Origin of the sequence: Pseudomonas sp. NFACC45 (genome assembly GCF_900113505.1) — a bacterium.
GTDB classification, from domain to species: domain Bacteria; phylum Pseudomonadota; class Gammaproteobacteria; order Pseudomonadales; family Pseudomonadaceae; genus Aquipseudomonas; species Aquipseudomonas tehranensis.
This window is the reverse complement of sequence record NZ_FOPO01000005.1, coordinates 440,197-456,195: the sequence shown is the minus strand read 5'-3', so window position 1 is coordinate 456,195 and position 15,999 is coordinate 440,197. Positions and strand designations below refer to the sequence as shown.

11 protein-coding genes are annotated in these 15,999 nt (G+C 61.4%); 6 read left to right on the top strand and 5 right to left on the bottom strand.

The features are described from left to right. Positions 1 to 521: 521 nt before the first annotated feature. From wecB to BM132_RS12170, 6 genes are all read left to right on the top strand, one after another. Positions 522 to 1,724, top strand: a complete 1,203-nt coding sequence (gene wecB / locus BM132_RS12195) for a non-hydrolyzing UDP-N-acetylglucosamine 2-epimerase (protein ID WP_371264123.1) — start codon at positions 522 to 524, stop codon at positions 1,722 to 1,724. A gap of 37 nt (positions 1,725 to 1,761) precedes the next feature. After that, positions 1,762 to 3,975, top strand: a complete 2,214-nt coding sequence (locus BM132_RS12190; protein WP_092455573.1) for a hypothetical protein — start codon at positions 1,762 to 1,764, stop codon at positions 3,973 to 3,975. 12 nt (positions 3,976 to 3,987) lie between these two features. After that, the gene (locus BM132_RS12185; RefSeq protein ID WP_092455571.1) at positions 3,988 to 6,102 is read left to right on the top strand and encodes a glycosyl transferase family protein; all 2,115 of its coding nucleotides are present in this window, start codon (positions 3,988 to 3,990) and stop codon (positions 6,100 to 6,102) included. After that, positions 6,099 to 7,907: an NfrA family protein gene (locus BM132_RS12180; protein ID WP_092455569.1), complete on the top strand. Its 1,809-nt coding sequence runs from the start codon at positions 6,099 to 6,101 to the stop codon at positions 7,905 to 7,907. The genes BM132_RS12185 and BM132_RS12180 overlap by 4 nt, the downstream gene beginning before the upstream one ends. Before the next feature lie 39 nt (positions 7,908 to 7,946). Continuing rightward, on the top strand, positions 7,947 to 8,822 hold the full coding sequence (locus BM132_RS12175; RefSeq protein ID WP_092455567.1) for an alpha-amylase family protein: 876 nt from the start codon (positions 7,947 to 7,949) through the stop codon (positions 8,820 to 8,822). Positions 8,823 to 9,023: 201 nt separating this feature from the next. Continuing rightward, positions 9,024 to 9,281: a phage infection protein gene (locus tag BM132_RS12170; RefSeq protein WP_092455565.1), complete on the top strand. Its 258-nt coding sequence runs from the start codon at positions 9,024 to 9,026 to the stop codon at positions 9,279 to 9,281. A gap of 33 nt (positions 9,282 to 9,314) precedes the next feature. Here the strand turns inward: BM132_RS12170 and yghX are convergent, their stop codons facing one another. The 5 genes from yghX to pqqA form a co-directional block, all read right to left on the bottom strand. Continuing rightward, positions 9,315 to 10,205: a YghX family hydrolase gene (gene yghX / locus BM132_RS12165; protein ID WP_092455563.1), complete on the bottom strand. Its 891-nt coding sequence runs from the start codon at positions 10,203 to 10,205 to the stop codon at positions 9,315 to 9,317. 756 nt (positions 10,206 to 10,961) lie between these two features. Continuing rightward, a complete protein-coding gene (gene mqo / locus BM132_RS12155; protein WP_092455559.1) occupies positions 10,962 to 12,605 on the bottom strand; it encodes a malate dehydrogenase (quinone) in 1,644 nt (547 codons plus the stop codon). A gap of 485 nt (positions 12,606 to 13,090) precedes the next feature. After that, positions 13,091 to 14,461: a hybrid sensor histidine kinase/response regulator gene (locus tag BM132_RS12150; protein WP_092455557.1), complete on the bottom strand. Its 1,371-nt coding sequence runs from the start codon at positions 14,459 to 14,461 to the stop codon at positions 13,091 to 13,093. Continuing rightward, positions 14,445 to 15,608, bottom strand: a complete 1,164-nt coding sequence (gene ercA / locus BM132_RS12145; protein WP_092398647.1) for an alcohol dehydrogenase-like regulatory protein ErcA — start codon at positions 15,606 to 15,608, stop codon at positions 14,445 to 14,447. The genes BM132_RS12150 and ercA overlap by 17 nt, the downstream gene beginning before the upstream one ends. Positions 15,609 to 15,721: 113 nt before the next feature. Further along, entirely contained in the window at positions 15,722 to 15,793 is a 72-nt protein-coding gene (pqqA, locus tag BM132_RS12140) for a pyrroloquinoline quinone precursor peptide PqqA (protein ID WP_003243383.1), read from the bottom strand. Positions 15,794 to 15,999: the final 206 nt, after the last annotated feature.

The following is a 15,999-nucleotide window of genomic DNA, read 5'->3' as shown; positions in this document are numbered from 1 at the left end:
ATTGAACCTTATTTAACTTCCGAACTTTAGCGACGAGCAGCCCACTCTATAACACGTCCAACCTCGACAACAAACAGGCGTCATTTCAATGACAAACACCCAAGCCCCTTTATATAAAGCGACGCCAAAAATAAGGCTCCGATGGTCTTTGCGTGATTAAGCCGCCGTTACGAGAACGCAAACAATCGCTAAAAATCCTTAGCATTCAGGCAATTACAAACTATTTACTTCAAAACGATAAACCAACTTCTTAACCTTCCGCCAACCCTTCATCGTCAAAACAACGAAACACCCTCCAAATAAAACTTTGCGCTCGTGTTCTTTGGTGTTATTACTTCGCCGCTCCAAACTGCAATAGGCCATTACGCAACTTTTCGCGTGCGTAACCCGCCTGCCTGTTATTGGATCCCACTTAATTTAACTCGCTTGTTTACTCAAACGCATGATCGCGCTTGGGCAAACGGCTGTGCGGCGCAGCAAACTGCGCGAGGAAGGGCGTCATCGCTACTCATCAGTCACGGATCAGGATTCTGTCGATCTTCGGTACCCGTCCGGAAGCCATCAAGATGGCACCTTTGGTCAAGGCCCTCGCCGCCGAATCGGGCATAGAGTCGCTGATCTGTGTCACCGGCCAGCATCAAAGCATGCTTGAGCAGGTGCTGGATCTGTTCGATCTCAAGGCCGATTTCACCCTCAACGTGATGACGCCGCACCAGACGCTCAACTCGCTGACCGCTGCGTTGTACGGCGCGATCGACCCGGTACTGGAACAGACCCGGCCGGATCGGGTACTGGTCCATGGCGACACCACCTCGGCCATGGTGGCTTCGATGGCGTCCTTTCATCGACGTATTCCCGTGGGCCATGTGGAAGCCGGGCTGCGCACTGGCGACATCTACAGTCCCTGGCCGGAAGAAATGAACCGTCGGTGCATCGACCTCAGCGCCGACCTGCTGTTTGCTCCCACCGCCCAATCTCGCGATAACCTGCTGGACGAACGTCTGCAAGGCCGCTGCCTGGTGACCGGCAATACCGTCATCGATGCGTTGCAGATGACCGCCCGGCGCATCGAGCAGGATGCCCAACTGCGCCAAGCACTGGACCAACAGTTCCCCTTCCTGAAAACCGGACGCAAGCTGCTGCTGGTCACCGGCCACCGCCGGGAGAACTTTGGCGAAGGCTTCCTGGACATCTGCAAGGCCCTGCGTCACCTGGCTCAGCGCCCCGACATCCAGATCGTCTACCCGGTGCACCTCAATCCCAGCGTACTGGGCCCGGTGACTGAACAACTGGGTGACCTGCTCAACGTGCACCTGATCAAGCCCCTGGATTACCTGGCGTTCGTGCGCCTGATGCAACACGCCCATGTCATCCTCACCGACTCCGGTGGTGTACAGGAAGAAGCGCCGTCCCTGGGCAAACCGGTGCTGGTGATGCGCGACGTCACCGAACGCCCCGAAGCCGTAGCTGCGGGCACGGTGCGCCTGGTCGGCACCTCCCCGGCCTCGATCATTGCCGGCGTGGACGCACTGTTCGACGACAAGGCCTTGTGGCGCCGCGCGTCACAGGCAGCCAACCCCTATGGTGATGGCAAGGCCAGCCAGCGCATCGTCGATACCTTGATGGGGCGCCCGGTGGACGAATTTCTCGTGGGCCAGTCGCAATTCCTCCAAGGCTGGGCTCACCCAACGCTGTCCGCGCCACGCCAGTTGCTCGCCTCCTAATCGCTGCTCCCCCCTTATCAGATCGAGATTTACCTGAATGAAGCCTACCGTTGCCCTTTCTACGGGTGCGCTCAGCGCCCTTGCCTGTGGCCTGAGCCTGCTCGCGCTCATGCCAACCTTTGCCTTGGCTGCGGATAGCCCGCTCACCCAGGCAATCCATCGGCTCAACGCCGATACTCGCCAGGAGCGCGAAATCCGCTTAAGCGACCTGGGCATCAGTGCGCCGATCCTGCTGGGCGCCAGCGATTCTCGACGGGAACTGTATCTACCGGTGCCGGCCGGGGTTGCCCTCAATGACGCGACCCTGCAACTGGACGCCAGTTATCTCAATGGCGAAGGAGGCCGCAACACCCTGCTGCTGTCGCTCGATGGCTATCCTGTGCGCGCCGAAGGACTCAGCGAGCCTCAGGGCAGTGCCAGCGCCACGCTGGGCGTTGACAAGGGCCCGCGCGACAACGGACTGGTGCGGCTGGGCATTGCCTGGTCTTCAGTGGTCTCCCGGCCGTTGTGCGAGGACGACCGGGTCATCGGCAACGTGCTGCGGATCCAGCCCGACACACGCTTGAACTACAGCTTCGACGCCCGCCAACTGCAGGATGTCGGCGCCGCCTGGACGGCATTGCCTGCGCAACCCGGGATCCTGGTCGCACCCGGTTCGTTGTCCGCCGACAGCTACGACGCGGCTTGGCGATTGGGCGTGGCTCTGAAGCGAATGGGCAAGCACAGCCGCATCGTGCCGTTCCCTGCCGTACAAGACAGTGTGGATCTGAGCGCTCTGCACATCCCGGCCGAACTGTTGAGCCTCCCCGCCTTCGCCAGCCTCAACGCGAAGGGCCAGCATCGCCTGGCCAACCCGGCTGAGATCGGCGCACTGCTGATGCTGGGGCAAACCCCGAACGTACAGGCCGACCTGGCCATCAACGACCCGCAACTGCTCCAGGCCATCAATCAGTCCCTGGATGCTCTGCAGGGTCAGATCCAGAGCGTCGACCCAACCGCGGCCAGTGCCTTGACCCAATGGCGCGAACAACACGTCAACGCAGCCACGGCCGGCGCCGGTCCTGACGATGTGCGCCTGGCGCTGCTGGGCACGCGCCCGGTCCTGATGATCGCCCCGCACGCCACCGGCAAAGCCCTGTCGTTGCTCGGTTCAGCGTGGAACAAACTGGCGCGCAGCCGGCAGTTGACCGTCAGCGAAGCGCAAACACCTTTGAGCAACGATGGCCGCGTGGCCCTGTCGCGACTGGGCGGCGCACCCGGCACCTATGACGTGGCCTCCCGATTCGACTGGAGCACTTCGTTCCCCTTGGGCAGCGTGGCGTATGACGGTCGCTTGCCGGTGACAGCCGTGGTGGATCTATCCGCGGCACCGGGAGCTTCACACACCCCGCCCGTGGCCTCGCTGTTTTTCAACGATTTCCTGATCGGTGCCCAGCAGTTGACCACCGATGGTCAATCACAACGTATCCAGGCCCATATCCCCAGCTATGCCCTGGGTTCAAAAAACGTATTGCGCGTCTCGTTCCAGCGCCAGCCTGTCAGCGATCGCTGTCTGGAAACACCCCAGGCCTTCCCGGTAGCGGTGCTGCCGAGCAGCCATATCGTGCTGGAAAAAATTGCCCTGGACGACGGTTTCTCCGGCATGGCCGCGCGCTTCGCCGTGGCTACCCAGATCCTCGTTCCCCAGGCCTACCTCGACCAACCGACCGCCAGTCTGGCCCGGGTGATCTCGGTGGCCGATGCCGCCGGTGTTTCACCGTTGCGCGCGCAGTTGAACGTCAGCGCCGATCCCAAAGCCGTGGTCAGCCCGGACAAAGCCTTCCTGGCCTTCGAATTGCCGCTTGAGGACAGCAAGGAATCGGTCCTGGTCGATGAACAGGGGCGCCTGCGCATCAACCATGCAGATCAGTTACTGCTGGATGTGCAGCCCCTCAACCAACTGGCTTCGCTACAAGTGGTGCAAGCCTCGGGACAGCATGGCCTGGTGTATCGGACCCTGGGCAGTCAAGCGCCCGACTTCGCCCAGCCGATTGTGCTGACCCGTGGCGATGTGGCGATTCTCGGCGAGAGCGGCGCGGTGACGATCATCGACAGCAAAGACCCCAGTGGCAGTCGGTTGATCGGCCGTGAAGAACCCAAAGGGCTGGATGCCTGGCGTAAACCTTCGCTGCTCTGGCTGATCCCTGGCGCCCTCGTATTGTTCCTCCTCCTGTTGCTGGCTGGCCGTAGCGCCCGTCGCAATCGCCAGTAACGGTAACCTTCGATGACCTCGCTTTATTGGCCCTATTGGCTGGCCCACTACTACAACTATCTGGAAACCGCGACCATCGTCGTCGCGGTGGTGATCCTGATCTCCAGCCTGGACGACCTGATCATTGACCTGTGGTACTGGTCTCGCCGCCTGTACCGCAAGCTCACCGCGGACCGCAAATACCGGTCGCTCACCGTCGACCAACTGCTGGCCCGGGACGAACAGCCCCTGGCGATCATGGTGCCAGCCTGGCTGGAATACGACGTCATCGCACCGATGATCGAGAACATGGTCTCGACGCTCGATTACCAGAACTACGTGGTCTTCGTCGGCACCTATGTCAACGACCAGCGCACCATCGACGAAGTCGAGCGGATGCGCCGGCGCTACAAACAACTGCACCGCGTGGAAGTGCCCCATGCCGGACCGACCTGCAAGGCCGACTGCCTGAACTGGGTGATCCAGGCGATTTTCCTGCACGAGAAAACCCATGGCATGACCTTCGCCGGGGTGGTGTTGCACGACAGCGAAGACGTGCTGCACCCGCTGGAACTACGTTTGTTCAACTACCTGCTCCCGCGCAAGGACATGATCCAGTTGCCGGTGGTGTCGCTGGAGCGCAACTGGTACGAATGGGTGGCGGGCGTCTACATGGACGAATTCGCCGAATGGCACGGCAAGGACCTGGTGGTGCGTGAAAGCATGACCGACACCGTGCCCTCGGCTGGCGTCGGCACCTGTTTCTCCCATCGCGCGCTGCGGGTGCTGGCCGGCACCACCGAAAACCAGCCATTCAACACCGACAGCCTCACCGAGGACTACGACGTCGGCGCGCGGCTGGCCAAGGTCGGCATGAATGCGATCTTCGTGCGTTTCCCGGTGCAGTTTCGGGTGCTGCGCAAATCCTGGTTCCGCAAGCCCTATGAATCGACTCTGACGATGCCACTGTGCGTGCGCGAGTTCTTCCCGGATACCTTTCGCACGGCGTTCCGGCAAAAAGCCCGCTGGACCCTGGGCATCGGCCTGCAAGGTTGGGAACAGATGGGCTGGAATGGCTCGTTGGCCAACCGCTACCTGCTGTTTCGCGACCGCAAAGGCGTGGTGACGGCGTTCGTCAGCATCATCGCCTACGTGATTCTGGTGCAACTGCTGGGCTTGATCATTCTGCGCAACAGCGGCTGGTGGGACATCACCTTCCCGACGCCCTTTGAAAGCAACGACCTGATCAAATACCTGCTGGTGGCCAACGGCATTGCCCTGCTCTGGCGGATCCTGCACCGGTGTTACTTCACCACTGTGCTGTACGGCTGGCAGCATGGCTTGCTGTCGATCCCGCGCATGCTGGTGGGCAACTTCGTCAACTTCATGGCCGCGTCCAGGGCCTGGCGGATGTTCCTGGTGGGCAAGGTGATGAATCGCAAACTGGTCTGGGACAAGACCATGCACGACTTCCCTTCCACCGATCTGGTGGCCATCGCACCACGCCGTCTGGGCAGTGTGTTGCTGTCCTGGCAGGCCATTACCGATACCCACCTGCAAAGCGCCCTGGACCAACAACAATCGCGCAACATGCCGCTGGGGCGCATTTTGCTCAATAACGGCTGGCTGGACGACGAAACCCTGGCCGAAGCCATCGCCTTCCAGAATGACTTGCCCAGGGTCTTCGACGTGGCGCAAAAAGCCGCCGCTTCAACGTCGTCACTGACTGGTGAATTTGCTCTGCGCTGGCGGGTAATACCTCTGGGCCGCAACGCTGACGGCTGCGAACAGATCGCCGTTGCCAACCCCCTGTCCGACGAAGGCCTGCAACAGATCAGCATTGAGCTGGGCAGCGAGCCGGTGCAGTTGATCGCCCGGGAAAGTGAAATTCTCGCGCTGTTGCGCCAGTTGCCGGAACGCAACGGCCACGCCGTACCCAATGCCAGTGCACCGCTGCTGGGTGACTTGCTGATCGAAATGGGCCTGCTTGATCGCGATCAGTTCAGCCGCGCCATGTTGCAGTATCAACCGCAGCACCACGGTCGGATCGGCGATTACCTGGTCGACAGCGGCGTGCTGCCCCGGGCCACTATCGAACAGGTGGCGGCGCGTCAGCACAGCGTCTACCCCATGGAGCTTCCGGCATGAACCGCGCCCTTTTGACCCTATTGGCCACGGGACTGGGCCTGATACCGGCCCTGGCGGCTGCCGAAACCTTGCCGCTGCCGTTGTCCGGCCCGGCCTACACCGCCGCCAACCAAGCCTACAGCGCCTACGAGCGCAAGGACTACGACCTGGCCATCGCCAAAGCGCGCGAGGCCCTGCGCCTGCGTGCCGACGTGACGCGTCTGCACACCCTGATCGCCATGGCCGAACGAGACAAGAAACTGCGCGACCAGCCCCGCGTCGCTAGGTCATCGCGCGCCGCTCCTGCGGCACCGGGTTTCGTGGCCGCCTCCCAGGCCTACAAGGCTTACGATCAAGAACAGTTCGTTTTGGCCGCGCAAGCGGCTCGTAAGGCCATCGCCCAGGCACCCCGGCGCCGGGAGTATCGGTTGTTGCTGATCGATGCCCTGCAGCGCCAGCATCTTCTGGTCGAAGCCGACCAGGCTGTGGGCGATGCGCTCGGGGTCTTCGCCCACGATGACGCGCTCCTGATGCGGCGCAAAGACATTCGCCACCAATTGGCGGCACCGCTGGCGGTCCAGGGCTACCGCGCCCTGCAGCAGGGCAACCGAACCCTGGCGCTGGAAAAGGCCCGCAAAGCCGTGGCCTGGGCGCCGGAAATCGCCGCCAACCAGCAACTGCTCGACAGTGCGTTGCTTGATGCCAATGATTCCGAGGCACCGATCCTGGAGTGCCAGGAAAGCGCCTTCGGCCTGACGTGCGCCACCCGGCCGGTCAACACCGGTAAGCAGGCACCGATCAGCGACTTGCAGCTTGCTTATGATTCGGTCCGCAGCGGCGATGACGAGACGGCCCACGCCGCGTTCCGCAAGGCTGACGCCGCTGACCCCCTTAAGCCGACGGCAGCCCAGGACGCCGCCTACAACGCCATGCGTGTCCATGAAGACGACGAAGCCGTGGCGTATTTCAAGCGCGTGATTGATGGGCAAAAAACGGCAGAAACGCCTATGTCCGCACAACAACTGTTCGATACCCGTCGCACCGTGGGTGACGTTTCGCGCAGGATGGGCCTGACCAGCACCACCAGCTATCGCGGCAACAGTTCCAGTGGCCTGAGCGCCGCGCCGAGCCCTGGGAGCAGCGGCAGCCAAAGCAATGATTTGCTGCAAAACAGCACTGAGCTGTCCTGGCGCCCATTGGGCTATCGCAACGCGCGGTTTGTCGAGCTCTACGGGCGCGTCACCGACACCCTGTGGAGCAAGAACAGCGACTCGGACACTGGTGCAGACGCCCTGCAAGGCGCACTCGGTGTCCGGATCAAACCCTTCAGCTCCGTGAACATCATGGCCGCCTTTGAACGCACCTTCCCTCTCGGGTCTTCCAATGTCGAGGGCGACTGGCTGGCGCGCCTGGGCTACGGCTCGAGCATCGGCACCGACCTGCGGGTCGATGCGCCCAGTTGGTGGACTTCGCAGCTGTATGCCGAAGTCGGTCGATACATCAACGACTCGCGCAATTACTTCAACAGCGAATGGCAAGTGGGACGCAGCTATGCCATCGGCGGCACCGGCTCGCGCTGGGTGACCTTCCCCCATGTCGTGGCGGCGATCGACTACGATTCGAAGATGAAGAGCGAATCCAACGGTGGCTTTTCGTCTGGAGACGCAGGAGGAATCGGGCTGGGAAACAACGTGCGTTATTGGTTCCGCGAAGACGGCTACAACGCCCCGCGCTCCTATGTGGATTTTTCCCTGCAGTACAGGGCCAGGGTGTTTGGCGAGGAACGCGCCAAAGGCGTGTTCGCTCGCTTGACCTACTCCTATTGAGGCCGTTGATGTGATGTGCAATTGCAGGAAGACGCTCGTTTGAAAATCTTCGGCCATTTTATCAGTCGCACGGCTGTGGCGGCGCTCTCGCTGGCCACGGCCCTCGGCGCAGGCACAGGGACGTATTACATGATGAACCCAGAGGTTGCACCGGACATCGTTGGCATCGTCTGGCAGCCAGACAACCAGACCGTGGGAATCAAAGGCAACTGGGAAAAGCTGGGGGTGCGCGAGCTGCTGGTGCAATGGACGGTGGTGGACGATCAGGCCTTCGTGCCCGGCACCGGCCTGCCCAGCGTGCCGCTGCTGCCTGACTGGGCGCGCATCGCCAAGGCGCCCTGGGCTCAGGATGTCATCCTCGGGCTGGCCGGTCATTTCAGTGAAAACCGCTCCAGGGACAATATTGAGCAACTGGCCGCGGTGTCGGCGCGCATTGCCCGGTTGCCGACTCCGCTGCACGTGACCGGGTGGTATTTTCCGGCCGAGGTCGATCCCAGTTGGTCTCGCGCCAAGGAACTGCCCGCCCTGCTGGCCAAGCTGCCGCGCCCGTTGTGGATCAGTGTCTACGACGGCGCCAACATCGGCCCCGCCGCCACTGCCGATTGGCTCAAGCAATGGTTGCCGGACGACATTGGCGTGTTCTTCCAGGACGGCGTCGGCGTCTACGCCCGCACCGCCCCGGTGGCCCGCGACTACGCCGACGCCCTGCGTGACCGGCTCGGAAAGGACCGCGTGCGGATCATCGTCGAAGCCTTCCGCCCCAAGTTCGGCGGCGGCTTTCGCTCAGCCACGGTTGCCGAACTCACACCACAACTGGCTGCCTATGCCGGCTATCCGCTGTACCTGTTCGACGGCCCACATTACCTGACGCCTGAGTTGGTGGAGCAGTTGGAGCAATCCTTGGCCAAGCCATGATCATGCTTCTCGGCCTTCGCCCCAGGCCCGGCCTCAGAGATTTGTATCGCTGTGTATATGAACTGCGCATGGATACGAAACCGCTGACTTCGAGCCTTGCCGACACACAACGTCGATACACCTGCGCGTTTAACTGTGATCACCAGACAGCAGCACACCCGCTGCCACTGGCTCACTCAATCAAGCGCAAGGAGAATCACCATGTTCAATTTCTCGAAAGTTTCGTCTCTGGCAATCGCCCTGGCACTGGTGGGCGGGCTCGGCCTGTCGAACGTCGCTTCGGCCACGGCCATGAGTGCAGCGACGCATGGTCAGGCTGCACAACTGCTGGTTGAAGGTGGCTCCGATCGCCTGAGCCAGAACCGCGTGGCCGAAGGTGGCTCCGATCGTCTGCTTCAGAACCGCGTGGCTGAAGGAGGCGCTGATCGTCTTCAGGAGCTGCGCGAACGCAACGCTTAAGGGTTGATAGTCATGCCGAGCGCGACGTGGTGCTCACACCAGGTACTGTTTGAACCACTCAAGGGTGCGCCCCCACGCCAGCTCGGCAGCCGCTTCGTCATAGCGCGGGGTCGAGTCGTTGTGGAAGCCATGGTTGACGCCCGGATAGATATAGGCCTGATAGGTCTTCTTCCCGGCCTTGAGTGCTGCCTCATAGGCCGGCCAGCCTTCGTTGATGCGGGTATCGAGTTCGGCGTAGTGGATCAGCAGCGGTGCCTTGATTCGCGGCACGTCCTCAGGCTTGGGTCCACGCCCATAAAATGGCACCGCCGCGCCGAGCTCGGGATAGGCCACGGCAGCGGCATTGGCCACCCCGCCGCCATAGCAGAAACCGGTGATGCCGACTTTCTTGCCGCCGATGGCCTCATGTTTCATCAGAAACTCAACGGCCGCGAAAAAATCGTTCATCAGCTTCTCGGGATCAACCTGCGCCTGCAGCTCGCGCCCCTTGTCATCGTTACCCGGATACCCGCCCATCGAGGTCAGGCCATCCGGCGCCAGCGCCACGAAACCGGCCTTGGCCACGCGCCGGGCGACGTCTTCGATGTAGGGGTTCAAGCCACGGTTCTCATGGGCGACCACCACACCGGGCAGCGGGCCGCTGGTCTTGGCTGGTCGAACCAGATAGCCGCGCACCTGACCGTGACCGTTGGGTGAGGGATAAGTGATGTACTGCGCCACGATGTCCGGGTCGGTGAAGTTCACCTGCATGGCCTGGGCATAGTTGGGGCTCAACGAGGCCAGCAGTGCGCCGGCTGTCAGCCCGCCCACCGCAAACTGACTGGCCCGCTCCAGGAAGATCCGTCGGGATATCTGGCCGTGGGCATAAAAGTCATAGAGTTCGAGCAGTTCGGCGGGAAAGTCCTTGGCGGTCAGGCGAGTCATGGTTCGATCCTCTTCGGGGATCGAAAAATCATAGACGAGAAAAAACGCCGCTCGGTGAGCGTCGTACTGTTCACTTAAAAAACGGCGCTTCTTCCGAGATGGGAAGGCGCCGTTTTTTGGGGTTTTTCTTGGATTTTGGTTGGTGTGTATATCCGTTTCTGCGGTAACGGCTACTTAGGGTTACGCCCTTACGGCGTGTCACTGTTGAACAGCTTGCGCGGCCCGGCGAAAAGTAACCAAAACGCTCTTGCCCCACCACTGCGTGATGCCTGCGTTCGGCCAGCGCGGTTTAACGGGGCGCCTAAGATCAAAAGCCAAAGCGAGGCGGCCTGACAGCCGGCCTAGTTTGGAGTGGACGCGTTCCTCCTGTGGGAGCGGGCTTGCTCGCGAAAGCGGAGGGTCAGTTTGCAGTGATGTTGGATGTACCGGCGTCATCGCGAGCAGGCTCGCTCCCACAGGTTTTTGTGTCGCTTGCAGATACTGTGAACACTCACACATCCATGTGGGAGCGAGCCTGCTCGCGATCGCGGTGGTTCAGCTGCATAGATGTTGGACGTGTCACGCTCTTGCTTTGCTTTGGATCTTGATCTGGACGCCCCCGTTAACCACACTGCCTGCGTTCAGGCATGCCGAGCCTAGGCGAGGCAAAATAAAACTCAAAAAAACGGGCTTCCCCTTCAGAGGAAGCCCGTTTTTTTAGTGAACAGCATTACGCTCGATGAGCAGCGTTTTTTACTTCACCAGACAGCGTCCGGTTTACAGCGCCATGTCGGCCGCCGGGTTGCTTTGCGGGGCAGCGGCCGGCTCGGTCGGTGCAGGAGCGGTGCCCTGCTGGCCGATCGTCGGCGGCGTGTCCAACTGCAGGACTTTGCTGGTGTAAGCCCACTCCTGAGCCACACGCTCAGGGCTTTCGTTGAGTTTGGTGCCGTAGCTAGGCACGATCTGATGCAGCTTTTCCTGCCAGGCCGGGCTGGCGACCTTGTCCTTGAAGACCTTCTCAAGCACGGTCAGCATGATCGGCGCAGCGGTTGAGGCACCTGGCGAAGCACCCAGCAGAGCGGCGATGCTGCCGTCCTGGGAGGCGACCACTTCGGTGCCCAGTTTCAGGACGCCGCCCTTCTCTTCGTCACGCTTGATGATCTGCACGCGCTGGCCGGCCTGCCACAGACGCCAGTCTTGCTGTTTGGCGTCCGGGAAGTACTCCTTCAGGGCGTTGAAGCGATCTTCGTCCGACTGCATCAACTGGCCAGCCAGGTATTCAACCAGCGGGTACTGTTCAATACCGACCTTGGTCATCGGCCACACGTTGTGGGTCGTGGTGCTGGTCAGCAGGTCAAAGTACGAACCGTTCTTCAGGAACTTGGTGGAGAAGGTGGCGAATGGGCCAAACAGAATGACGCGCTTGCCGTCGAGCACGCGGGTGTCCAGGTGCGGAACCGACATCGGCGGTGCGCCAACCGAAGCCTTGCCGTAGGCCTTGGCCAGGTGCATTTGGGCGATGGTCGGGTTCTCGGTCACCAGGAACGAGCCGCCTACCGGGAAGCCGGCGTATTCACGGGCTTCCGGGATGTCGGCTTCCTGCAGCAGGTGCAAGGCACCGCCGCCAGCGCCGATGAAGACGAACTTGGCGTCGGTCTCGGTTTCGCTACCGTCCTTCAGGTTCTTGTACGACACGCGCCAGCTGCCGTCTTCGTTGCGGGTAATGTCCTGCACTTCGCTGGACAGCTTGAGGGAGAAGTTCGGCTTGGTTTGCAGGTGAGCTGCGAACTGACGGGTGATTTCGCCGAAATTCACGTCGGTGCCCAAGGGACTCCAGGTGGCCGCAACTTTCTGGGCTGGGTCACGCCCTTGCATCATCAGCGGTACCCACTTGCTGATCTGCTCGCGATCTTCGGAGTACTGCATGCCGGCGAACAACGGGCTGGCCTGAAGGGCTTCGTAGCGCTTCTTCAAGAACGCGATGTTGTCCTCACCCCAGACAAAGCTCATGTGCGGCGTGGAGTTGATGAACGAGCGCGGATCTTTCAGCACACCGTTCTTGACCTGCCAGGCCCAGAACTGACGGGACACCTGGAACGCCTCGTTGATTTCGATGGCCTTGACGATTTCGACCTTGCCATTCTTGTCTTCGGGCGTGTAGTTCAGTTCGGCCAGCGCGGAGTGGCCGGTACCGGCATTGTTCCAGCCGTTGGAGCTCTCTTGAGCAACACCGTCCAGGCGCTCGACCATTTCCATGGTCCAGTCCGGTTCCAGCTCATTAAGCCAGATGCCGAGTGTCGAGCTCATGATGCCGCCGCCAATGAGCAAGACATCCACTTTTTTTGCCTCGGCGGCGTGCGTGGTCGCAAGACCCATCGCCATCGCCAGGCCCAGCAGCGCCGTGTGTGTTTTCTTCAACATGTGTGTATCCCTAGGGTAGAACGCCATTCCGCCCACCAGCCCTGCAATGATAGACCACACCATGGCCTGCAAACGGCATCAAGGGGGTCGAGACGGGACTGGAGGAAGGACCTACAGGGGCCGAGAAACATCGGCCTCTTGTTTATGTCTCTCCGGCGCTGACTTCTTGTAGGTCTTGGCTTCAGCTGGGTGAGGGACACTGCAAAACGCTTGTAATCGGACCTGACGTGGCCGTGCCCGATTGTCGCAGCGGGGGGAGTTTACAGAATGAACTAAACAGACCGAAGCCCCTTTTTTCACTCAAGGCATAAACACCGACCAAATGAAGGCGTTTTGATAGCGCACTGACTGAAAAATGTGGGAGCGAGCCTGCTCGCGATGGCGGTGGCGCATTAGACAGTGATGTAAGCTGACCCAGCGCTATCGCGAGCAGGCTCGCTCCCACAGAGGATCGTCGGTGAAGTCTGACGCCATCTCCCCACTCGCTACCCGAGCAACTGACTCAACACCGCCCGCAACTTGCCGGGCTTGACCGGTTTGTTGAGCAGTGGCGCATTGAGTTTGCGCAAGGCGCGGCGGCACTGGTCGCTGCGATCGGCGGTGATGATCACCGCCGGTATCGTTTGCTGGAAATGTTCGCGCAGGTGTTTGACCACTTCGCACCCGACCACGCCATGATCCAGGTGGAAATCCGCCAGGATCAGCTCCGGCGCGCGGCCTTGCAGCACGTCAAAGGCACCCGCCTCGTCCGTGGCGACCAGCACCTCGCACCCCCACTGGCCCAGTAGCGCGGCCATGCTTTGCAAAATGCTCAGCTCATTGTCGATCACCAAAAGCCGGCGCCCAGGCAACGGATTTCCGGCGACCGCCTGTACGGGTATCCGGGGCATGGGAGGCGGTCTTTCAATCGACAATGGCACCTCAATGCTGAATACCGATCCGCGCCCCGGTCGGGAACGCACCTGGACCCGATAACCGAGGATATGGGCGATACGCTCGACAATCGCCAGCCCCAGGCCGACGCCCTTGCGGTCCGCCGCGCGGCCCACGTCCAACTGGTTGAACTCCAGGAAAATCGACTCCAGGCAGTCGGCGGCAATGCCGCGCCCGGTGTCCCAGACCTCCAGGCTCAAGCGCTCGCCCCGACGCCGCGCGGCCAACAGGATGCCGCCCTCGGCGGTGTAACGACAGGCATTGCTGAGCAGGTTGCGCAGGATCCGGGTCATCAGCCGCAGGTCGGTCATCACCGCTTCGTCGCCGAAACGTACCCGTAGCTCCAACCCGGCAGCGCCAGCCACCGATTGGAATTCCGAAACCAGCGGCGCCAGCAGCTCATCCAGCCGATACGGCGCCAGGTCCGGCTTGACCGCAGCCTGGTCCAGCCGGGAAATGTCCAGCAGGTCGGTGAGCAAGTCCTCCGCACCTTCGAGCGCCTGATGGGTGCGCTCCACCAGCACCTGCTCGGAGGTGGGCAGCGTGCGCTCGCGTAATGTGGCGATCAACAGGCGTGCGGCATTGAGCGGTTGCAGCAGGTCATGGCTGGCGGCAGCCAGGTATTTGTCCTTGCTGCGGTTGGCCGCCTGCGCAGCGTCCCGGGCGTCGCGCAGTTGTTGCTCGATCAGCTCACGTTGGGCGATCTGTTGCTGCAGGTTATGGTTGGCCTCCAGCAGCGCGTCGGTGCGTTCGGCTACCCGCTGCTCCAACTGGTCATTGAGCTGTTGCAAGTGTTGCCGGGCCTGTTCCAGCTCATCGAGGCGCGCGGCCAGTTCCGGGTAGTGGCTCTTGCGCGTAGAGTGATTGCCCAGTCCCAGCAGCCCGGCCAGGGCTTTTTGCTGTTCGTCAGAGGGCTTCGCCATAGACGACCTCGACATCCCGCTGGCTCGACTCCCGAGGGTTGGTGAGAATGCACGGGTCATGCATCGCATGTTGCGACAGGAACGGAATATCCGAGGTACTCACCCCGTGCAGCCCCAGGGTTTCGTGAAAGCCGATGGTGCGTTTGAGGGCAATCAGGTGTTCCACCAGCCGGGTACGGATCTGCCGGTGATTGAGGCCACGGCAATCAATGCCCAGCGTCTGGGCAATCACCTTGAAACGGTCGGGCGCCGAGTTGTAGTTGAACGCCACCACATGCTCCACCAGCACCGCGTTGCACAAGCCATGGGGCAAATCCAGGAAACCGCCCAGGCTGTGGGACATCGCGTGCACCGCGCCGAGAATCGCATTGGAGAACGCCAGGCCGGCCTGCATGCTGCCCAACATGATCTTTTCCCGCAGGGCGACATCCGCCGGGTTGGCGATCATCTGCACCAAGTTGCCGTTGATCAGGCGCATCGCCTCCAGCGCATGGGGGTCGGTGAGTGGGCCGTGGCCAGTGGAAACAAACGCCTCGATGGCATGCACCAGCGCATCGATGCCGGTGCAGGCTGACAGGAACGGGTCCATGCTCAGGGTCGTTTCCGGGTCGATCAGCGACACGTCCGGCACCGCGGCCTTGCTGACGATGGAAAACTTCATGCGCTCTTGCTGGTTGGAAATGATCACGAACTGCGACACGTCCGCCGAGGTGCCCGCGGTGGTGGGAATCAGGATCAGCGGTGGACTGGGCACCTGCAAGGTGTCCACGCCTTCGAATTCCAGGATATTGCGACCATGGGCCACGACGATGCCGATGCCTTTACCGCAATCCATTGGGCTGCCGCCACCGACCGCGACGATCACATCGCAGTGGTTTTCCCGGTACAGCTCGGCTCCGAGCATGACTTCTTCGACACGAGGATTGGGTGAAACGGCACTGTAGATGCAGTAATCGATGGCCTGGGCCTGGAGGCTGGCCTCGACGTCGGCTACCCATCCTGCAGCGATCACGCCGGGATCGGTGACGATCAGCACCTTGCGTGCGCCGAACGTCTTGGCGTAATTGCCGACATTGTGCCGGCAGCCGGCGCCAAACATGATTTCAGGTGAAACGAACTTGCGCAGCGGACTGAGACTCTGGCTCATCGGTAAGCCTGTTCTTATTGTTTCGGGAATACCCTGAGCCTAAAGCATCCCACCGTGATTGCAATCAGACCAAATGGGTAGCCCGGCCTGAACCTCTCAGACCGGGCCAGCGCTCATCGGTTGGCGAAGTACATCGTCACTTCAAAGCCTATACGCAGGTCGGTGTACGCGGGTTTAGTCCACATGGGTCTTTCCTCTTCTTGTACCGGGCCATTCCGGCAAAGTCATTAATGCACAGGACGCCCGAGGCTCGAATGCTACTTTCGAAGCGGTGGGCGGGGTGCGTTGGTACTACTGGAGAAGCGAGCACTTGTGGCGAGGGAGCAGCTCCCGCTGGGGTGCGCGGTAGGAGCTGTCGAGCGGAGCGAGGCTGCGATCTTTCCCCAGACAC

Excerpts from the sequence above, each read along its gene's own strand:
- BM132_RS12190 (WP_092455573.1), top strand. The coding sequence starts at position 1,762 with ATGAAGCCTACCGTTGCCCTTTCTACGGGTGCGCTCAGCGCCCTTGCC.
- BM132_RS12185 (WP_092455571.1), top strand. The coding sequence starts at position 3,988 with ATGACCTCGCTTTATTGGCCCTATTGGCTGGCCCACTACTACAACTAT.
- BM132_RS12180 (WP_092455569.1), top strand. The coding sequence starts at position 6,099 with ATGAACCGCGCCCTTTTGACCCTATTGGCCACGGGACTGGGCCTGATA.
- BM132_RS12170 (WP_092455565.1), top strand. The coding sequence starts at position 9,024 with ATGTTCAATTTCTCGAAAGTTTCGTCTCTGGCAATCGCCCTGGCACTG.
- yghX (WP_092455563.1), bottom strand. The coding sequence starts at position 10,205 with ATGACTCGCCTGACCGCCAAGGACTTTCCCGCCGAACTGCTCGAACTC.
- mqo (WP_092455559.1), bottom strand. The coding sequence starts at position 12,605 with ATGTTGAAGAAAACACACACGGCGCTGCTGGGCCTGGCGATGGCGATG.
- BM132_RS12150 (WP_092455557.1), bottom strand. The coding sequence starts at position 14,461 with ATGGCGAAGCCCTCTGACGAACAGCAAAAAGCCCTGGCCGGGCTGCTG.
- ercA (WP_092398647.1), bottom strand. The coding sequence starts at position 15,608 with ATGAGCCAGAGTCTCAGTCCGCTGCGCAAGTTCGTTTCACCTGAAATC.